This window comes from Pseudomonas ceruminis, from assembly GCF_021602025.1.
Classification (GTDB): Bacteria; Pseudomonadota; Gammaproteobacteria; order Pseudomonadales; family Pseudomonadaceae; genus Aquipseudomonas; species Aquipseudomonas ceruminis.
This window is the reverse complement of sequence record NZ_BQHW01000015.1, coordinates 1-16334: the sequence shown is the minus strand read 5'-3', so window position 1 is coordinate 16334 and position 16334 is coordinate 1. Positions and strand designations below refer to the sequence as shown.

The 16334-nt window shown below is 62.5% G+C and carries 15 protein-coding genes and 5 tRNA genes; 13 read left to right on the top strand and 7 right to left on the bottom strand.

Annotation, left to right across the window (positions count from 1 at the left end):
* Window positions 1-32 precede the first annotated feature (32 nt).
* Window positions 33-1253: a winged helix-turn-helix domain-containing protein gene (locus tag L6D80_RS17465; protein WP_176512742.1), complete on the top strand. Its 1221-nt coding sequence runs from the start codon at window positions 33-35 to the stop codon at window positions 1251-1253.
* On the opposite strand, the gene L6D80_RS17460 is transcribed toward L6D80_RS17465, so the two are convergent.
* Window positions 1234-2580 (bottom strand): class II 3-deoxy-7-phosphoheptulonate synthase, encoded by a 1347-nt coding sequence (locus L6D80_RS17460; protein ID WP_054903708.1) that lies wholly within the window; start codon window positions 2578-2580, stop codon window positions 1234-1236. The two genes, L6D80_RS17465 and L6D80_RS17460, sit on opposite strands and share 20 nt — an antisense overlap.
* Before the next feature lie 117 nt (window positions 2581-2697).
* Between L6D80_RS17460 and L6D80_RS17455 the strand changes: the two genes are divergently transcribed.
* Window positions 2698-3453 carry a spermidine synthase gene (locus L6D80_RS17455; protein ID WP_054903711.1) on the top strand — a complete coding sequence of 252 codons (756 nt, stop codon included), beginning with the start codon at window positions 2698-2700 and terminating at the stop codon, window positions 3451-3453.
* 404 nt (window positions 3454-3857) lie between these two features.
* A complete protein-coding gene (locus L6D80_RS17450) occupies window positions 3858-5537 on the top strand; it encodes a DEAD/DEAH box helicase (protein ID WP_054903707.1) in 1680 nt (559 codons plus the stop codon).
* Between the two features lie 90 nt (window positions 5538-5627).
* Here L6D80_RS17450 and L6D80_RS17445 read toward each other — a convergent pair whose 3' ends face one another.
* The gene (locus tag L6D80_RS17445) at window positions 5628-6395 is read right to left on the bottom strand and encodes a DODA-type extradiol aromatic ring-opening family dioxygenase (protein WP_176512741.1); all 768 of its coding nucleotides are present in this window, start codon (window positions 6393-6395) and stop codon (window positions 5628-5630) included.
* Window positions 6396-6496: 101 nt separating this feature from the next.
* Between L6D80_RS17445 and L6D80_RS17440 the strand changes: the two genes are divergently transcribed.
* The gene (locus L6D80_RS17440; protein ID WP_054903705.1) at window positions 6497-7147 is read left to right on the top strand and encodes a thiopurine S-methyltransferase; all 651 of its coding nucleotides are present in this window, start codon (window positions 6497-6499) and stop codon (window positions 7145-7147) included.
* 66 nt (window positions 7148-7213) lie between these two features.
* Here the strand turns inward: L6D80_RS17440 and htpX are convergent, their stop codons facing one another.
* Together htpX and L6D80_RS17430 are read right to left on the bottom strand one after the other, a co-directional pair.
* Window positions 7214-8101 carry a protease HtpX gene (gene htpX / locus L6D80_RS17435; protein WP_054903704.1) on the bottom strand — a complete coding sequence of 296 codons (888 nt, stop codon included), beginning with the start codon at window positions 8099-8101 and terminating at the stop codon, window positions 7214-7216.
* 276 nt (window positions 8102-8377) lie between these two features.
* Complete coding sequence (locus L6D80_RS17430; RefSeq protein ID WP_054903703.1) at window positions 8378-9589, bottom strand: pyridoxal phosphate-dependent aminotransferase; 1212 nt, start codon at window positions 9587-9589, stop codon at window positions 8378-8380.
* Window positions 9590-9757: 168 nt separating this feature from the next.
* Here L6D80_RS17430 and msrB point away from each other — a divergent pair, with 168 nt between their 5' ends.
* On the top strand, window positions 9758-10159 hold the full coding sequence (gene msrB, locus L6D80_RS17425) for a peptide-methionine (R)-S-oxide reductase MsrB (RefSeq protein WP_054903702.1): 402 nt from the start codon (window positions 9758-9760) through the stop codon (window positions 10157-10159).
* 2 nt (window positions 10160-10161) lie between these two features.
* Window positions 10162-10650, top strand: a complete 489-nt coding sequence (locus L6D80_RS17420; protein ID WP_054903701.1) for a glutathione peroxidase — start codon at window positions 10162-10164, stop codon at window positions 10648-10650.
* On the opposite strand, the gene L6D80_RS17415 is transcribed toward L6D80_RS17420, so the two are convergent.
* Complete coding sequence (locus L6D80_RS17415; RefSeq protein WP_054903700.1) at window positions 10640-12997, bottom strand: hybrid sensor histidine kinase/response regulator; 2358 nt, start codon at window positions 12995-12997, stop codon at window positions 10640-10642. The genes L6D80_RS17420 and L6D80_RS17415 overlap by 11 nt on opposite strands.
* A gap of 76 nt (window positions 12998-13073) precedes the next feature.
* Here L6D80_RS17415 and L6D80_RS17410 point away from each other — a divergent pair, with 76 nt between their 5' ends.
* The gene (locus tag L6D80_RS17410; RefSeq protein WP_176512740.1) at window positions 13074-13961 is read left to right on the top strand and encodes an ATP-binding protein; all 888 of its coding nucleotides are present in this window, start codon (window positions 13074-13076) and stop codon (window positions 13959-13961) included.
* Entirely contained in the window at window positions 13962-14444 is a 483-nt protein-coding gene (locus tag L6D80_RS17405) for a GAF domain-containing protein (protein WP_054903698.1), read from the top strand.
* Between the two features lie 78 nt (window positions 14445-14522).
* Here the strand turns inward: L6D80_RS17405 and L6D80_RS17400 are convergent, their stop codons facing one another.
* Window positions 14523-15290: a hypothetical protein gene (locus L6D80_RS17400; protein WP_054903697.1), complete on the bottom strand. Its 768-nt coding sequence runs from the start codon at window positions 15288-15290 to the stop codon at window positions 14523-14525.
* A 319-nt stretch (window positions 15291-15609) separates the two neighbouring features.
* On the opposite strand from L6D80_RS17400, the gene L6D80_RS17395 reads away from it, so the two are divergent.
* The 5 genes from L6D80_RS17395 (at window position 15610) to L6D80_RS17375 (ending at window position 16171) form a co-directional block, all read left to right on the top strand.
* A tRNA-Glu gene (locus tag L6D80_RS17395) sits at window positions 15610-15685 on the top strand.
* 2 nt (window positions 15686-15687) lie between these two features.
* A tRNA-Gly gene (locus tag L6D80_RS17390) sits at window positions 15688-15763 on the top strand.
* Between the two features lie 91 nt (window positions 15764-15854).
* Window positions 15855-15930: transfer RNA gene (locus L6D80_RS17385), tRNA-Glu, on the top strand.
* A gap of 3 nt (window positions 15931-15933) precedes the next feature.
* A tRNA-Gly gene (locus tag L6D80_RS17380) sits at window positions 15934-16009 on the top strand.
* A gap of 86 nt (window positions 16010-16095) precedes the next feature.
* Window positions 16096-16171, top strand: a tRNA-Gly gene (locus L6D80_RS17375).
* Between the two features lie 85 nt (window positions 16172-16256).
* On the opposite strand, the gene L6D80_RS17370 is transcribed toward L6D80_RS17375, so the two are convergent.
* Window positions 16257-16334, bottom strand: a 78-nt coding sequence (locus tag L6D80_RS17370; protein WP_146146908.1) for an integrase core domain-containing protein, incomplete at its 5' end; no start/stop codon positions are given.

Here is a 16334-nt window from a genome sequence, read left to right as displayed (position 1 = left end):
GGAGGGACAATTGCCTGCAGGGAGATACAACCTTGTCCCTCAACCTGTCCATCCGTCAGGCCCGCCGCCTGGCCTTGTCTGCCCAAGGTTTCGGCAAGCAGCCTGAGGCCGCCCCGGGCCTGGCCGCCGTCAAGCGCATGCTGCAGCGCCTGGGTGTGCTGCAGATCGACTCGGTCAACGCTTTGGTGCGCGCCCATTACCTGCCGTTGTTCTCCCGGCTGGGCGATTATTCGCCGGCCATGCTCGATCAGCTCGCCTGGGGCGGTGGCCGCCAGCGTCAGTTGTTCGAGTATTGGGGCCATGAGGCTTCGCTGTTGCCGCTGAGCCTTTATCCACTGCTGCGCTGGCGCATGGCGCATGCCGCCGAAGGCCGGGGTATCTATCGCCAGCTCGCGCAGTTCGGCCGTGAGCGCCAGGACGTGATCGCCCGGGTGCTGGCGGCGGTCCGCGAGCAGGGTGCCCTGGGCGCTGGCAGCCTGTCCACGCGCCAGGAGCGCGCTGGCCCGTGGTGGGACTGGAGCGAGGAGAAGCATGCCCTGGAGTGGCTGTTCGCCGCAGGGGAGGTGACGGTGGCGGGCCGACGTGGCTTCGAGCGGTTGTACGATGTGCCGGACAAGGTGTTGCCGCGTGCGACGCTCGATCAGCCACTGCCGAGCGAAACCCAGGCCCAGCAGGGCTTGATGCTGCACGCCGCCAGTGCCCTGGGCGTGGCCACCGAGCGTGACCTGCGCGACTATTTTCGCCTGGAGCCTGGGCAGAGCAGGGCGGCCCTGGCGGAGTTGGTCGCCGATGGTCGGCTGCAGACGGTACAGGTACAGGGCTGGAAGCAGCTCGCCTACTGCGCTGGCACACCGCGTGTCCCCCGGCGGATCGCGGCCAGCGCGCTGCTCTCGCCGTTCGATTCGTTGGTCTGGGAGCGTAATCGCACCGAGCGGCTGTTCGACTTCCGTTATCGCCTGGAGATCTACACCCCCGCGCACAAGCGGGTCTATGGCTATTATGTGCTGCCTTTTCTGTTCGAAGAACGCATTGCCGCGCGTGTGGACGTGCGGGCCGAGCGTGCCCATGGACGGTTGGCGGTGCACGCGGTGCACGCCGAGCCTGGCGGGTTGGGAGAGGCGGGTTACCAGGCGCTGGCGGGGCAGTTGCTGCGCCTGGCTCAGTGGCTGGGCCTTGAGTCTGTGCAATTGAACTGCCCCCGCGAGGAGGGCAGCCAGCTGCGTCAGGCGTTGCTTAGCGCCGCACCTGCTTGAGGGTCTCGGCGATCAGGAACGCCAGTTCCAGCGACTGATCGGCGTTCATGCGTGGGTCGCAATGGGTATGGTAGCGGTCGGACAGGGCATCTTCGGTGATGGGCCGTGCGCCACCGATGCATTCGGTGACATTCTGCCCGGTCATCTCGATGTGGATGCCGCCGGCGTGGCTGCCCTCGGCCTGGTGCACCTGGAAGAACTGCTTCACCTCGTCAAGGATCTGCGCGAAATCACGGGTCTTGTAGCCACTGCTGGCCTTGATGGTGTTGCCGTGCATCGGGTCGGAACTCCACAGCACCTTGCGCCCTTCGCGCTCGACGTTGCGAATCAGCCCTGGCAGATGCTCGCCAACCTTGCCGGCGCCCATGCGCACGATCAGGTTGAGGCGCCCTGGGTCGTTGTCCGGGTTGAGCGTGTCGATCAGGCGAATCAGCTCTTCGGGGTTCATGCTCGGGCCTACCTTGACGCCGATCGGGTTATGCACGCCGCGCAGGAATTCCACATGGGCGCCGTCGAGTTGGCGTGTACGGTCGCCGATCCACAGCATGTGGGCCGAGCAATCGTAATAGTCGCCAGTCAGGCTGTCCTGGCGGACGAAGGCCTCTTCGTAGTTGAGCAGCAGCGCTTCGTGGGCGGTGAAGAAGCTGGTCTCGCGCAACTGCGGGGCGCTGTCCAGACCACAGGCGCGCATGAAGGCCAGGGTTTCGTCGATGCGGTTGGCCAACTGGTGGTACTTGTCGGCCAGCGCCGAGTTGGCGATGAAGTCCAGGTTCCATTTGTGCACTTGGTGCAGGTCGGCAAAGCCGCCCTGGGCGAAGGCGCGCAGCAGGTTGAGGCTGGCAGTGGCCTGGTGGTAGGCCTGCAGCAAGCGCTCAGGGTCTGGCACGCGGCTCTTCTCGTCAAAGCCGATGCCGTTGACGATGTCACCGCGGTAGGCCGGCAGGGTAACGTTGCCCAAGGTTTCATCGCCCGAAGAACGTGGCTTGGCGAACTGCCCGGCCATGCGTCCGACCTTGACCACCGGGCAGCCGGCGGCAAACGTCATGACAATGGCCATCTGCAGCAGCACCTTGAAGGTGTCGCGGATTTTCGCTGCCGAAAATTCGGCGAAGCTTTCAGCGCAGTCCCCACCTTGCAGCAGGAAGGCGCGGCCCTCGGTCACCTCGGCGAACTGCCGGCGCAGCTCGCGGGCCTCCCCGGCGAACACCAGCGGCGGGTAGCTGGCCAGGGTCTGCTCGACCTTGAGCAGGTGCGCGGCGTCAGGGTAGGTCGGTTGCTGCTGGATCGGCAGGGCACGCCAGCTGTCAGGGCTCCACGGTCGGTTCATCACGGGCTCGGTATTGTCGGTTTAGGCTACCTGCCATGGTAACAGTTGGCGCCAAGCTTGTTGCAGCGAGGACGTTGGCGGACAATGCGTGTTTTTGCGCAGGTGAGTGGCAAGGACATGACGACGGAACGGGAAGAGCGGCTGTTGGCCCGCGTCGAGGATGCCTTTGGCGTCATCAGCGTTTACGAGGTGGACGATTACCGCTTTCTCGAGTTCGGTGATGCCATCGAGCAGAGCTGCGTGTTCACCGCCGACCCCAGCTGGCTGGAGTACGACTATACCCGCGCCATGCTGGTCGGGGCGCTCTGCCACCGGCAGCCGGAAAGCGCGCTGTTCCTCGGCCTGGGGGCTGGCACCCTGACCCAGGCCTGCATGAAGTTCCTGCCGCTGGACGACATCGAGGCCATCGAACTGCGCCCGGATGTACCGCGCCTGGCCATGGAGTACCTGGGCCTAGACGATGACCCGCGCCTGTATGTGCGCGTGGGCGATGCCCTTGAGTTGCTGCCCACGGCGGAGAAGGCCGACCTGCTGTTCGTCGACCTGTATACCGACCATGGGCCGGGTGTCGGCCACCTGGCCTGGACCTTCCTGGAAAACTGCCAGAAGCAGCTGAACCCGGGCGGCTGGCTGGTGATCAACCAGTGGGCCAGCGATGATGGCAGGCCGCTGGGTGCGGCGCTGTTGCGCGGCTTGTACCACCGGCATTACTGGGAGTTACCGGTCAAGGAGGGCAATGTGATCCTGTTGGTGCCGGCAGACCTGGATCAGGTGCTGGACCTGGATGGCATGCGGGCACGGGCCGAGGCGTTGGCGCCGCGGTTGGGGTATAGCCTGGAGGCGTTGATCCGGGTGATTCGACCGGCTACCTGAAGCGGTGCTGTGGCGCTGATGGCCCCATCGCCCCCAAAATCGCGGTTTTGCTGTGAGCCGGCTAGCCGGCGGCAGTGCCGGTAAACCAGCAACACATTAACGTTTCAGCGGGTCATTACTGATGGCCCCATACTGGCCTTCACCAGAGAAAATTTTCCTCACGTCCTTCTGTTAATTCGGGTATAGTACGCGCCGGTCTTTTAGCGGACCTCAAAATCAGGTGGTGCAAATCCTCCGAGTCCAGCTTCGGCTGCACGTCCGCTAGGCGGACCTTCCCAAGTTTTTCTTTTTCAATCGTTTTCGCAAATCCCCGCCGCCAAAGCTGCCTGGGTGACCTTCCGGTCTTTCAAGGCATGTGCAGCTTTGGAGCATGGGTCTTTGCGGATGCACCTAGAGGCAGACCCATGACCCAGGAAACCGGCGGATTCGCCGCTCTCGATCTCAATCCGAATATCGTCGCTGCTGTTCTGGCCACTGGCTACGAAGAGCCGTCGGCCATTCAGCATCAGTCGATCCCGATCATCCTCGCCGGTCACGACATGATCGGCCAGGCGCAGACAGGCACCGGCAAGACCGCTGCCTTCGCCCTGCCGATCCTCAACAAGATCGACGTGAGCAAGCGCGAACCGCAAGCCCTGATCCTGGCGCCAACCCGTGAGTTGGCGCTGCAAGTCGCTACCGCTTTCGAAACCTACGCCAAGCAGATGCCGGGCGTTAATGTGGTGGCTGTATACGGTGGTGCCCCGATGGGCCCACAGCTGCGTGCCATTCGTAACGGCGCGCAGATCGTCGTGGCAACGCCAGGTCGTCTGTGCGACCACCTGCGTCGTGACGAGAAAGTCCTGTCCACCGTGCAGTACCTGGTACTGGACGAAGCCGATGAAATGCTCAAGCTGGGCTTCATGGATGACCTCGAAGTGATCTTCGATGCCATCCCGGCCAGCCGTCAGACGGTACTGTTCTCCGCAACCCTGCCGTCGTCGATCCGTTCGATCGCCGAACGTCACCTGCGTGAGCCCAAGCACGTCAAGATCCAGAGCAAGACCCAGACCGTCACCGCGATCGACCAGGCTCACCTGATGGTCCACGCCGACCAGAAGATCCCGGCTGTTCTGCGTTTGCTGGAAGTGGAAGAGTTCGACGCGCTGATCGCCTTCGTGCGTACCAAGCAAGCCACCCTGGACCTGGCCGCCGCGCTGGAAGCCAAAGGCTACAAGGCTGCTGCGCTGAACGGCGACATCGCCCAGAACCAGCGTGAGCGCGTCATCGACTCGCTCAAGGATGGCCGCCTGGACATCGTCGTCGCCACTGACGTCGCTGCCCGTGGTCTGGACGTACCGCGCATCACCCACGTGTTCAACGTGGACATGCCGTACGACCCGGAGTCCTACGTGCACCGTATCGGCCGTACCGGCCGTGCCGGTCGTGAAGGCCGTGCACTGCTGCTGGTCACCCCACGTGAGCGCCGTATGCTGCAGGTCATCGAGCGCGTTACCGGGCAGAAGGTTGCCGAAGCGCGCCTGCCGAACGCTCAGGCCGTGCTGGATGCGCGTATCAAGAAGCTGACCTCGAGCCTGGCGCCGCTGGTGGCCGAAGCAGAAGCCACCCACGGTGAACTGTTCGACCGCCTGACCGAGGCCCTGGGTTGCAGCCCGCGTGCCCTGTCCGCAGCCCTGCTGCGCAAGGCAACCAATGGCCAAGCGCTGGACCTGGCAGCGGTAGAGCGCGAGCAGCCGCTGGTACCAAGCTTCGCACCGCGCGGTGAGCGCCCGGAGCGTGGTGACCGTGCCGAGCGTAGCGACCGTGGTGACCGCGAGCGTCGTGCGCCGATGCCACTGGCCGAAGGCCGCGTGCGTTGCCGTACTGCCCTGGGTGCCCGTGACGGTATCGCTGCCAAGAACCTCCTGGGCGCGATCCTCAACGAAGGTGGCCTGGCCCGTGACGCCATCGGCCGTATCCAGGTGCGCGACAGCTTCAGCCTGATCGAGCTGCCGGAAGATGGCCTGGAGCGCCTGCTGACCAAGCTCAAGGACACCCGCGTGGCTGGTAAGCAGCTGAAGCTGCGCCGCTACCGCGAGGATTGATCCTGGCGTAACGAAAAAATCCCCGGCCTAGGTCGGGGATTTTTTTTATCCGTGTGGGCCCGGTCGCCGGCTTGCCGGCGATAAGGGCTTTCAGTCGAACCGGTAGATGTCCATCCCCAGTGCGCCTAAGGTAAACCCCTGGTGCACGATGCCGAATTTTCCACCCGCCCCAAGGGCAAAGAACAACGGCAAAAAATGCTCATCACTGGGGTGATTGCGCACGGCAAACGGCGCCTGTCGCTTGAAGTCCAGCAGGGCGGCCTGGTCATCCTCGCCCAGCTTCTCCACCACCCAATCCCGGAACGCCAGCGCCCACGGCTCGATTACCTCCGGCCCGGCATGCCAGTCAAGCTCACCCAGGTTGTGGGTGATACTCCCGGACCCCACCAGCAGGACGCCCTCATCGCGCAATGCCGCCAGTGCCTGGCCAACCTTGAGCTGGAGTGCAGGCCCTGCGTGGCTGGGCAAGGAAACTTGAAGCACAGGAATGCTTGCGTCTGGGTACATCAGCGACAGGGGTACCCAGGCGCCGTGGTCGAACGGCCGCTGGCCATCCAGGCGCGCTGGCAGGCCCGCACCGTTCAGCAAATTGCTGACCTTCATCGCCAGCCCTGGCTCGCCCGGAGCGGGGTACTGCACCGCATACAGCGCAGCGGGGAACCCGTGGAAATCATGCCAGGTCTGTGGCTGCTTGCTGCCGGTCACCAGCAGCGCGCGACTTTCCCAGTGGGCAGACACCACCACGATCGCCTTCGGGCGGGGCAGGGCATTGGCCAGTCCGGCCAGGGCCGGCCCGCTGGCGCCGGGTTGCAGGGCAAGCATGGGGGAACCGTGGGAAATGAACAGACTGGGCAGCATGGCGGGGTCCTGAAGGTTAAGATGCCCTCATCTTCGGCCAGTTACCGATCGACATCCAATATAAGATCTTCGCCAAACTTATCGAAAAACCAGGAGGAAGCATGGAGCCGGCGTTTTGGCACCGCAAGTGGGCCGACAACCAGATTGGTTTTCACCAGGCACAGCCGAGCCCTTATTTGCAACGGCATTGGCCAGCGCTTGGGTTGGCTGCGGGCAGCCGTGTGCTGGTGCCCTTGTGTGGCAAGAGCCTGGATCTGGCCTGGTTGGCGGCACAGGGGCATCGGGTGCTGGGTATCGAGCTGTCACCGCGGGCGGTGGAAGCCTTCTTCACGGAGCATGGGCTGGACGCCCAGGTGTCACGACAAGGTGCATTCGAGGTCTGGCGCAGTGGCGATGTGCAGGTGTGGTGCGGGGATTTCTTCGCCTTGCGGGCGGAGGATATCGCCGATTGTGCAGGGCTGTATGACCGTGCAGCAATGATCGCGCTGCCCCCGGTGATGCGCGAGCGTTACCTGGCACTGCTTTCACGGGCGCTGCCGGTGGGCGCCAAGGGCCTGCTGGTGACCCTGGATTACGACCAGAAGCTGCTTGCCGGGCCGCCGTTTTCGGTGGGAGACGATGAGGTTCGTCAGGGGCTTGCGGGCTGGAGCCTGCAAGCGCTGGAAACGAATGAATTGATCGGGGAAAGCCCGAAGTTCCAGCAGGCGGGCTTGACCAGCCTGTTGGAGCGGGTGTATCGCGTTCAGTGCTGATTGGGAGGGCAGGGCACAGAAACAAGAAAGGGCGACCGAAGTCGCCCTTTCTCATCGCCTGAACAATCAGCCGCGGCGGCGCAGTGCCTCGATACGCTCTTCCAGCGGCGGGTGGCTCATCAGCAGGCCGGCCAGGCCATGCTTGAGGCCACCGTTGATGCCGAAGGCCTTCAAGGTGTCGGGCATGTGCACCGGCAGGCCCTGTTCCACGCGCAGGCGCTGCAGGGCGCCGATCATTGCGGCGGTACCGGCAAGCTGAGCACCGGCTTCGTCGGCGCGGTATTCGCGGCGGCGCGAGAACCACATGACGATCATGCTTGCCAGGATGCCCAGCACCAGTTCGGCGACGATGGTCGCTACGTAGTAGGCAATGCCCTGGCCTTCTTCGTTCTTGAAGATGACCTTGTCGACGAAGTTGCCGATGATGCGGGCGAAGAACATCACGAAGGTGTTCACCACGCCCTGTACCAATGCCAGGGTGACCATGTCACCGTTGGCCACGTGGCCGATTTCGTGGGCCAGTACGGCACGCACTTCATCGGGCGAGAAGCGCTCCAGCAGGCCCTGGGAGACGGCCACCAGGGCGTCGTTACGGTTCCAGCCGGTGGCGAAGGCGTTAGCCTCGTAGGCCGGGAAAATACCTACCTCGGGCATCTTGATGCCGGCTTCGCGCGACAACTCCTCGACCGTTTGCAGCAGCCACTGTTCGTGGCGGGTGCGTGGCTGGGAAATGATCTGGGTGCCGGTGGTCATCTTCGCCATCCACTTGGAGATGAACAGCGAGATAAGGGAGCCGGCAAAACCGAACACGGCGCAGAACACCAGCAGGCTGCTGAGGTTGAGGTCAACCCCGTTGGCGGCCATGAACCCGTTGAAGCCGAACAGGCTCAGGGTAATGCTTGCAACCAGCACCACCGCGAGGTTGGTGGCTACAAACAACAGAATGCGCATCATGGTTGTTACGTTCTCCTGACGGATGGGTTTGTTGCGTATGCGGGGTATATAAGGGGCCAGTCGCGCGGTTTCAATCGGCCGACTATTTCAAACTGTGTACGGCGCAGTATGGCAGAGGATGACGCGGGGGCTGTGGGATAGAGCGTTGCAGGATGTAAGAAACACCCTGTGAGATTGTACGGGGCTGCTTTGCAGCCCATTCGCAGCACAAGGCTGCTCCTAAAGGGGAACGCGTACACCTGTAGGAGCAGCCTTGTGCTGCGAAGAGGCCATCATCTACTGCGAATAAGTGCGCAGGAAGTTGCCAATCCGGCCAATCGCCGCCTCCAGGTCATCCACCCGCGGCAATGTCACCACACGGAAGTGGTCCGGCCACGGCCAGTTGAACGCCGTACCTTGAACGATCAGCAGCTTTTCCGACAGCAGCAGGTCCAGCGCGAACTTCTCGTCGTTGAGGATCGGGCACACTTTCGGGTCGATCCGCGGGAACGCGTACAGCGCACCCATCGGCTTGACGCAGCTCACACCCGGGATGTCGTTGAGCAGCTCATAAGTGCGGTTGCGCTGCTCCAGCAGGCGGCCCGGTGGCAGCACCAGGTCGTTGATGCTCTGGTAGCCGCCCAGTGCGGTCTGGATGGCGTGCTGGGCCGGGACGTTGGCGCACAGGCGCATGTTGGCCAGCATGTCGATGCCTTCGATGTAGCTCTGGGCATGGTGCTTGGGCCCAGAGATGATCAGCCAGCCGGAACGGAAGCCCGCTACCCGGTACGACTTGGACAGGCCGTTGAACGTCAGGCACAGCAGGTCCGGGGCCAGCGAAGCGGTGCTGATGTGCACGGCCTCGTCGTAAAGGATCTTGTCGTAGATCTCGTCGGAGAACACCACCAGGTTGTGCTCGCGCGCCAGCTCCAGCATGCCCAGCAGCAGCTCCCTGGAGTACACGGCACCGGTCGGGTTGTTCGGGTTGATGATCACCAGGGCCTTGGTGTTCGGGGAGATCTTGGCCTTGATGTCTTCAAGGTCCGGGAACCAGTCGGCCTGCTCGTCGCACAGGTAGTGCACCGGCTTGCCGCCAGCCAGGCTCACCGCGGCGGTCCACAGCGGGTAGTCAGGGGCTGGGATCAGCACTTCGTCGCCGTTGTTGAGCAGCGCCTGCATCGACATGACGATGAGCTCGGACACACCATTGCCCAGGTAGATGTCCTCGATGGTGACGCCTTCGATTTCCTTTTGCTGGCAGTACTGCATCACCGCCTTGCGCGCACTGAACAGGCCCTTGGAATCGCTGTACCCCTGTGCGGTCGGCAGGTTGCGGATCACATCCTGGAGGATTTCGTCCGGCGCTTCGAAGCCAAACGGCGCCGGGTTGCCGATGTTCAGCTTGAGGATGCGATGGCCTTCCTCTTCCAGGCGTTTGGCGTGCTTGAGCACCGGGCCGCGAATGTCATAGCAGACATTGGCGAGCTTGTTCGATTTGCTGAACTGCATGATGTGATCCCGATTGAGAATACGCGGTGCGCCGCCGTCGAAAGGTTTGAAAGGGCGGGGCGCGGGTGCCAGACTTGAGGCCTTGCACACGAAGCCAACTAATATACGTGCCACCCGCGTTACGGAAAAGACGGCGCGAGGTGAAATTCAGCCTGCCGAGGTCCCTACATGCAAAAGATCGATAAAACCCTGGAAGAATGGCGTGCGATGCTCGACCCCGAGCAGTACCAGGTGTGCCGCCTGAAGGGCACTGAGCGGCCGTTCACTGGCAAGTACAACAGCGAGCGTCGCGACGGTATCTACCATTGCATCTGCTGTGACCTGCCGCTGTTTGATTCGAAGGCCAAGTTCGATTCTGGTTGCGGCTGGCCGAGCTTTTATGCCCCCCTTGAGGAACGCGCGATGATCGAGATCCGCGACACCTCCCATGGCATGATCCGTACCGAGGTCACCTGCGCGCAGTGCGACGCCCACCTGGGTCATGTGTTCCCCGACGGCCCACCACCGACGGGCCTGCGCTACTGCATCAACTCGGTATGCCTGGACTTCAAACCCCGCAACGGAGCCTGAACATGGCCGCATCGATGCTGGATATTCCCTGTGTGACCCTGGGCGGTGAGCACAAGGTGCTGGGCGACTTCGCCGGCAAGGCGCTGCTGGTGGTCAACACCGCCAGCCAGTGCGGCTTCACCCCGCAGTACAAGGGGCTGGAGCAGCTCTGGCAGCAGTACCGCGAGCGCGGCCTGGTGGTGCTGGGCTTCCCCTGCAATCAGTTCGGCAAGCAGGAACCGGGTGATGCCCGCGAGATCGCGCAGTTCTGTGAGCTCAATTTTGGCGTGAGCTTCCCGCTGTTTCGCAAGGTCGAGGTCAACGGCCCGGCGGCCCACCCGCTGTTCGTCGAGCTCAAGCAACGCGCCCCGGGCCTGCTGGGGTCGCAAAAGATCAAATGGAATTTCACGAAATTTCTGGTTGACCCGGCCAGCGGTAGTGTCACGCGCTATGCGCCGACCACCAAGCCCCAGGCCCTGGAGGCCGATATCGAGCGCCTGCTCAGCCGCTGAACGGTACCCAGTGATCGATCAGCGCCAGTAGCTCTTCGCGGCGGAAGGGCTTGGCCAGGTAATCGTTCATGCCTGCCGCCCGGCACCGCTCGCGCTCTTCGGGCATGGCGTTGGCGGTCAGGGCGACGATCGGCAATTCAGGCCAGCGGCCGCTCTGGCGAATGTGTCGGCTGGCTTCGTAGCCATCCATGACCGGCATGTTGCAGTCCATCAGCACCAGGTCGAATGTTTCCTGCTCCAGCCATTCCAGGGCTTCCAAGCCTTGGGTGGCCACCTGCACCTCGCAGCCGAGCTTGGCCAACATGCCCTTGGCCACCAGCTGGTTTACCGGGTTGTCCTCCACCAGCAGGATCCGCGCCCGGCCTGCGGTGGCCGTGAGCGCTGGGGTGGCCAGAGGGTGTTCGGGGGCGTGCCCTTGCAAGGTGCGGCGCAGCATCTGGTACAGGGCATTGCGTGCCAGTGGGCGGGCCAGCTGGTGCAACGGTGCCAGTTGCGCCGACTGCTCGGCGGGCAGGAAATTACCGTAGGCGGTCACCAGCAGGATCGGCGCCTTGAGCGCGGGGCGCAGTTCGAACAAGTGGTCCAGGTCGTCGGTGATCAGCAGGTCGATCGCACGGATATCCAGCGTCGTGGCGCTGTCGTGCCGTTGGTATCCCAACCCCCAGCTGGGCAGCAGCTCCTGCAGCAGCTCGTTCAGGCCGCTGCCGGCATTGCTCAGGGCCACCACCTGCCCCTGCAGCTGTGCCGGCGCGATGGCTTCGGTATGGATGGGCAGCGGCAGTTCTGCGCTGAAGCAGCTCCCAAACCCCGGCTCGGAGCGAATGTGCAGATGGCCTTGCATGGCCCTGCACAGGTTGCGGGTCAGGGCCAGGCCCAGGCCCGTGCCACCATACTGGCGGGTAATGCCGGCGCCGGCCTGGGTGAATGGCTGGAAGATCCGCGCCTGGGCATTTTCGGGGATGCCGATACCGGTATCGCGCACCTCCAGGCGGACACCGCCGACAATGCGTGCCAGGTGCACATCGACGCGGCCAAAGCGGGTGAACTTGAGGGCGTTGGACAGCAGGTTGCTGACCACTTGGCGCACACGGGTCGGGTCACCTAGCACCGAACTTGGAAAATCGCGGGCGATCAGGCAGGTCAGCTCGACATTTTGCGCCGCGTTCTGGGACAGCAGATTGGCGGTGTCCTCGACCATCGCGCCCAGGTCGAAGGGGATACGTTCCAGTTCAAGCTGCCCGGCATCGAACTTGGACAGGTCGAGAATATCGTTGAGCAGTTCTACCAGCACCTTGCCCGAATCATGGGCAATCGCCAACTGCTGGCGCTGCTCGCTGGGCAGCGGGCTGTCGAGCGCCAGTGCGATCATGCCCAGCATCCCGTTGAGCGGCGTGCGGATCTCGTGGCTCATGTTGGCCAGGAAGGCTGCCCGCGCCTGGGCCATGTCCAACGCCCGCTGGCGCGCCTCCATCAGCTCCTGGTTCGAGTGGCTGAGCCGGCTGTTGCTGGCTTTGAGCTCCTCGGTACGGGCAGAGACGATGTCTTCCAGTTCATTGAGGTACTGCGTAAGCCGATTCTCGGCGGTGCGCCGCTGCTGGATTTCGGTGGCCATGCTGACGAACTGCTGGTTGGCGACCTTGACCAGGACGCCGATTTCATCGAGTTCGTGGCCAGGTGGGCATTCCAGGCGGGTTTGCCCGGGTTGGCGCGGGTCTCTGCCGCTGAGCGCGCCGATTACCGTCACCAGCGGTTTGGTCAGCATCATGTAGAACAGTGCGAGAAGGATGCCCGTCAGTACCAGGCTGCGGACAAAACCGTTGAACAGGGTAACCCCGGCCCGGTCAAGGAAGCGGCTGCCGAAGGCATAGGTGTCGACGTCCAGGTAGAGGGTGCCCAGGTATTGTTCAGGCATATGGGTCAGGAACAGGCTCTCCTTGAACTGGCGCTGGTCGCCAAACAGGAAGTCGCTCAGTGGCCGATAGCGGTCTTGCAGGCGTGGGCGCTGGACATCGGCCAACACCGTATCGTTGTTGTCGATCATGCGGGCGCGAATGACCGCGGGTGATTGCAGCAGGCCGCCGGTCAGCTCCTGCGCCAGTTCCGAATCGATGTTATAGGCGATGCGCGAGGCCGGATTGTGGCTGATTTGCAGCAGTGCCTGCACTTCGCGGTTGATGGATGCGTCTTCACTGGCATAATCGATGCCGATCTGGATGAGACTGAGCAATGTTCCCAGGATGAAGCCGACCAGGACTGTCAACCGGGCTTGCTTGTATGACAGGCGATTGGTGAACTTGATATCCATGATTCCCGAGCCGGTTTCACGTCCCTTGCGCTGCGCAAGCATAGCCGATCAGCCCCGGCTACTGGCGGGCCTGTCACACATTCAGCTTTTAATCTCACCTGTCTTGCTAGGAGTCGTCATGGACGCTCGCTTGAATGCTTTCCTGGAACGCGCCGAATCGGTACTGGCCCGTCTCGAACCGCTGTTGCCGGCACCACGCCCGACCATCGATTGGTCCACCACCCTGGCCGCCCGTTGGCAGCGCGATGGCCGAACCGGCTACTTGATGCCGCTTGAGGTCAGCCTGGACATCAGCTTGACCGACCTGATTGGCGTCGACAAGCAACGTGACCAGTTGGGCCGCAACACCCACCAGTTCATCAATGGCCTGCCGGCCAACCACGCCTTGCTGTGGGGCTCGCGCGGCACGGGCAAGTCATCGCTGGTGCGCGCCCTACTGGCTGAGCATGCGGGGGCCGGGCTGCGGCTGATCGAGATCGAGCGCGACCACCTGGCCGACTTGCCGCGTGTCGTCGAGCAACTGCAGAAGTTGGCGCAGCGCTTCATCCTGTTCTGTGATGACCTGTCCTTCGAAGCGGGGGAGGGGGACTACCGGGTACTCAAGAGCGTGCTTGACGGCTCGCTGGAGCAGGCGCCGGACAACGTGTTGTTGTACGCCACCTCTAACCGCCGCCACCTGGTGCCGGAGAAGGAAAGCGACAACGAGAACTGGAAGCGCGTCGATGGCGAGTTGCACCCCAGCGAGGCGGTGGAAGACAAGATCGCCCTGTCCGACCGATTTGGCCTGTGGCTATCGTTCTACCCCTTCACCCAGGAACACTTCCTCGACGTGGTCGAACACTGGATTGGGCAGCTGGCGCAGGCTGCAGGCCTTGAGTGGCAGCGCAACGAAGACCTCGACATCCTCGCCGTGCGCTGGGCCACTGGCCGCGGCAACCGTAATGGCCGTTGTGCCTATCAGTTCGCCCGCTACTGGGTTGGGCTGCAATTGTTGGAGCAGAAATAAATGATCGATCTCAATGCCGGTGGCGTCGGCCTCGACGGCTACAACCTGCTGGCGGCCCAAGTGCAGGCGCTGTTTGCCGACGAGCGCGACTTCATCGCCAATGCCGCGCAGTTCTCGGCGTTTCTTTATCACCAGGTGGACGACCTGAACTGGGCGGGGTTTTACCTCAACCGCAACGAAGAGTTGGTGCTTGGCCCGTTCCAGGGCCAGGTGGCCTGTGTGCGCATTCCCTTCAGCAAAGGGGTGTGTGGCGCAGCGGCAGCCACTGGGCAGACTCAGCGGGTGGAAGACGTGCATGCCTTTCCAGGGCATATTGCCTGTGACAGTGCATCCAACAGCGAGCTGGTGATTCCGCTGGTGAAGGCGGGCAGGTTGATTGGGGTGCTGGACCTGGACAGCCCGAAGCTGGCGCGTTTCAGCGAGGCGGACCAGGTGGGGCTGGAGCGGTTGGCGGCGCTCTTTTTGGAATTGACCGACTGCTGATTGCTGCCTTGTCAGTGCCGGCCGCTTCGCGGGGCAAGCCCGCTCCCACAGGTAGGCCCGCGAAGCGGCCGGCACAGGTCAGTCGTAGATCACCCGCTTCTTCCAGGTTTCGTCCTCATCGGTCTTCAGCCCCTGGGTCAACGCGTTCTCGTCATTTTCGGCCGGCTCCATCTGGTCCAGCACCTGGGCATTGGCCCGTGCCAGGAGTTTCTCCAGGTAGGTGAGCTGTTCTTCGTATATTTTTGGCTCAGGCTGCTTGCGCAGGTACTGCACACCCCGCTCGAACGCGAGTCGCGCCTGGCCCGGTTGTTCCTGTTGCAGGGCCTGCTGGCCAAGGTTGTTGAAGAACTCGATGTGCAGCAGCACCAGCAGGTGGCGAATTTCCTTTACCCAATGCTTGCCCTCGGTGGTTTGCAGGACATTTTCCTGGGTAGCCCTGACGATCTGGGTGTGCAGAGCCTCGAGCAGGAAGCGCACATCCTTGGCCTTGACCTCGGTCTGGATCGGGCTTGGAGGGTTGTTCACCGGGATTCGCTCGCCCTGTGCGATCAAACCTTCCAGTTCGGCGATGCGTGCCTTGAGCTCGCCATTGTGCTTGTCCAGGGCCAGTTGCCGCTGGTTGAGGCTCAGTTCCAGACGGGCCAGCAGCAGCTTGAGGGCCGGGGTCATGAACTGGCCGGGGAAGGTCTCGGTGATTTCGCCACAGCGGCGCACACGGTCGGCAAGCTCGATTTTCAGCCGCGCGCGTTCCAGTTTGCTGTTCTCGACCACGTTGTTGAGGTAGCCGATCACGATCAGCAGGGCAATACCCGCAACGATGAGCAGTGTGATCAGAAGTGGGGTCACCGTTAACGCCTCATCAGGAAGTTTTACATTGAGAGTGTAGCGAACAGGCCAGCCAGCTCGCCACGTGAGTCTGTGTCGGCTCGTCGCCGGATTTCTCCAGTGATGGCACTTTGCGTTCAGACCGTCAGAAAATCAACGCCAATCCGTGGACACCCCCTGGCAAGCTACCTCTATAGAGAGCGAAGTCATTGATTTAAATAAATTTCTAGAAAAGGGTTGACGGCCTTTCGCGGCATCCATAGAATGCGCGCCACTTGCAGCGTAAAGCTCACAGCGAAACGCGGCAGGGAGTGAAAGCAGGCAGTAATGCTTGTAGCGTGTCCCCTTCGTCTAGTGGCCTAGGACACCGCCCTTTCACGGCGGTAACAGGGGTTCGAGTCCCCTAGGGGACGCCAATGCGGGAATAGCTCAGTTGGTAGAGCACGACCTTGCCAAGGTCGGGGTCGCGAGTTCGAGTCTCGTTTCCCGCTCCAGTTTCTCCGGCACTGCTTAACGGCGGGGCAGGAAAAGAAAACCCAGGCCGAATCGCGAGGTTCAAACCTGGTGCACTGAAAAGTGTTGTGTGTCCCCTTCGTCTAGTGGCCTAGGACACCGCCCTTTCACGGCGGTAACAGGGGTTCGAGTCCCCTAGGGGACGCCATTTGCGGGAATAGCTCAGTTGGTAGAGCACGACCTTGCCAAGGTCGGGGTCGCGAGTTCGAGTCTCGTTTCCCGCTCCAGTTTAAATACTGTGGCGTCTATGCGGTGCAGTGGTGGTGAAGGTCTTAGTGGCGCTTCACGCCGATAGCGGTAAAGGCTTCAAAATGCGGGAATAGCTCAGTTGGTAGAGCACGACCTTGCCAAGGTCGGGGTCGCGAGTTCGAGTCTCGTTTCCCGCTCCAAATACAGGTTTACGGGGTTGAATCAAACCTTGTGAATGTCTAGTCCTGAAATAGGTTTACACCTGTTCAGGTAGGCCGATAGGCCTCAAAACGCCCGATGCACCGCATCGGGCGTTTTGTTTTTCAGGGCCATATGGGGCCGTTCTGTGTTGTAGATCTGCAC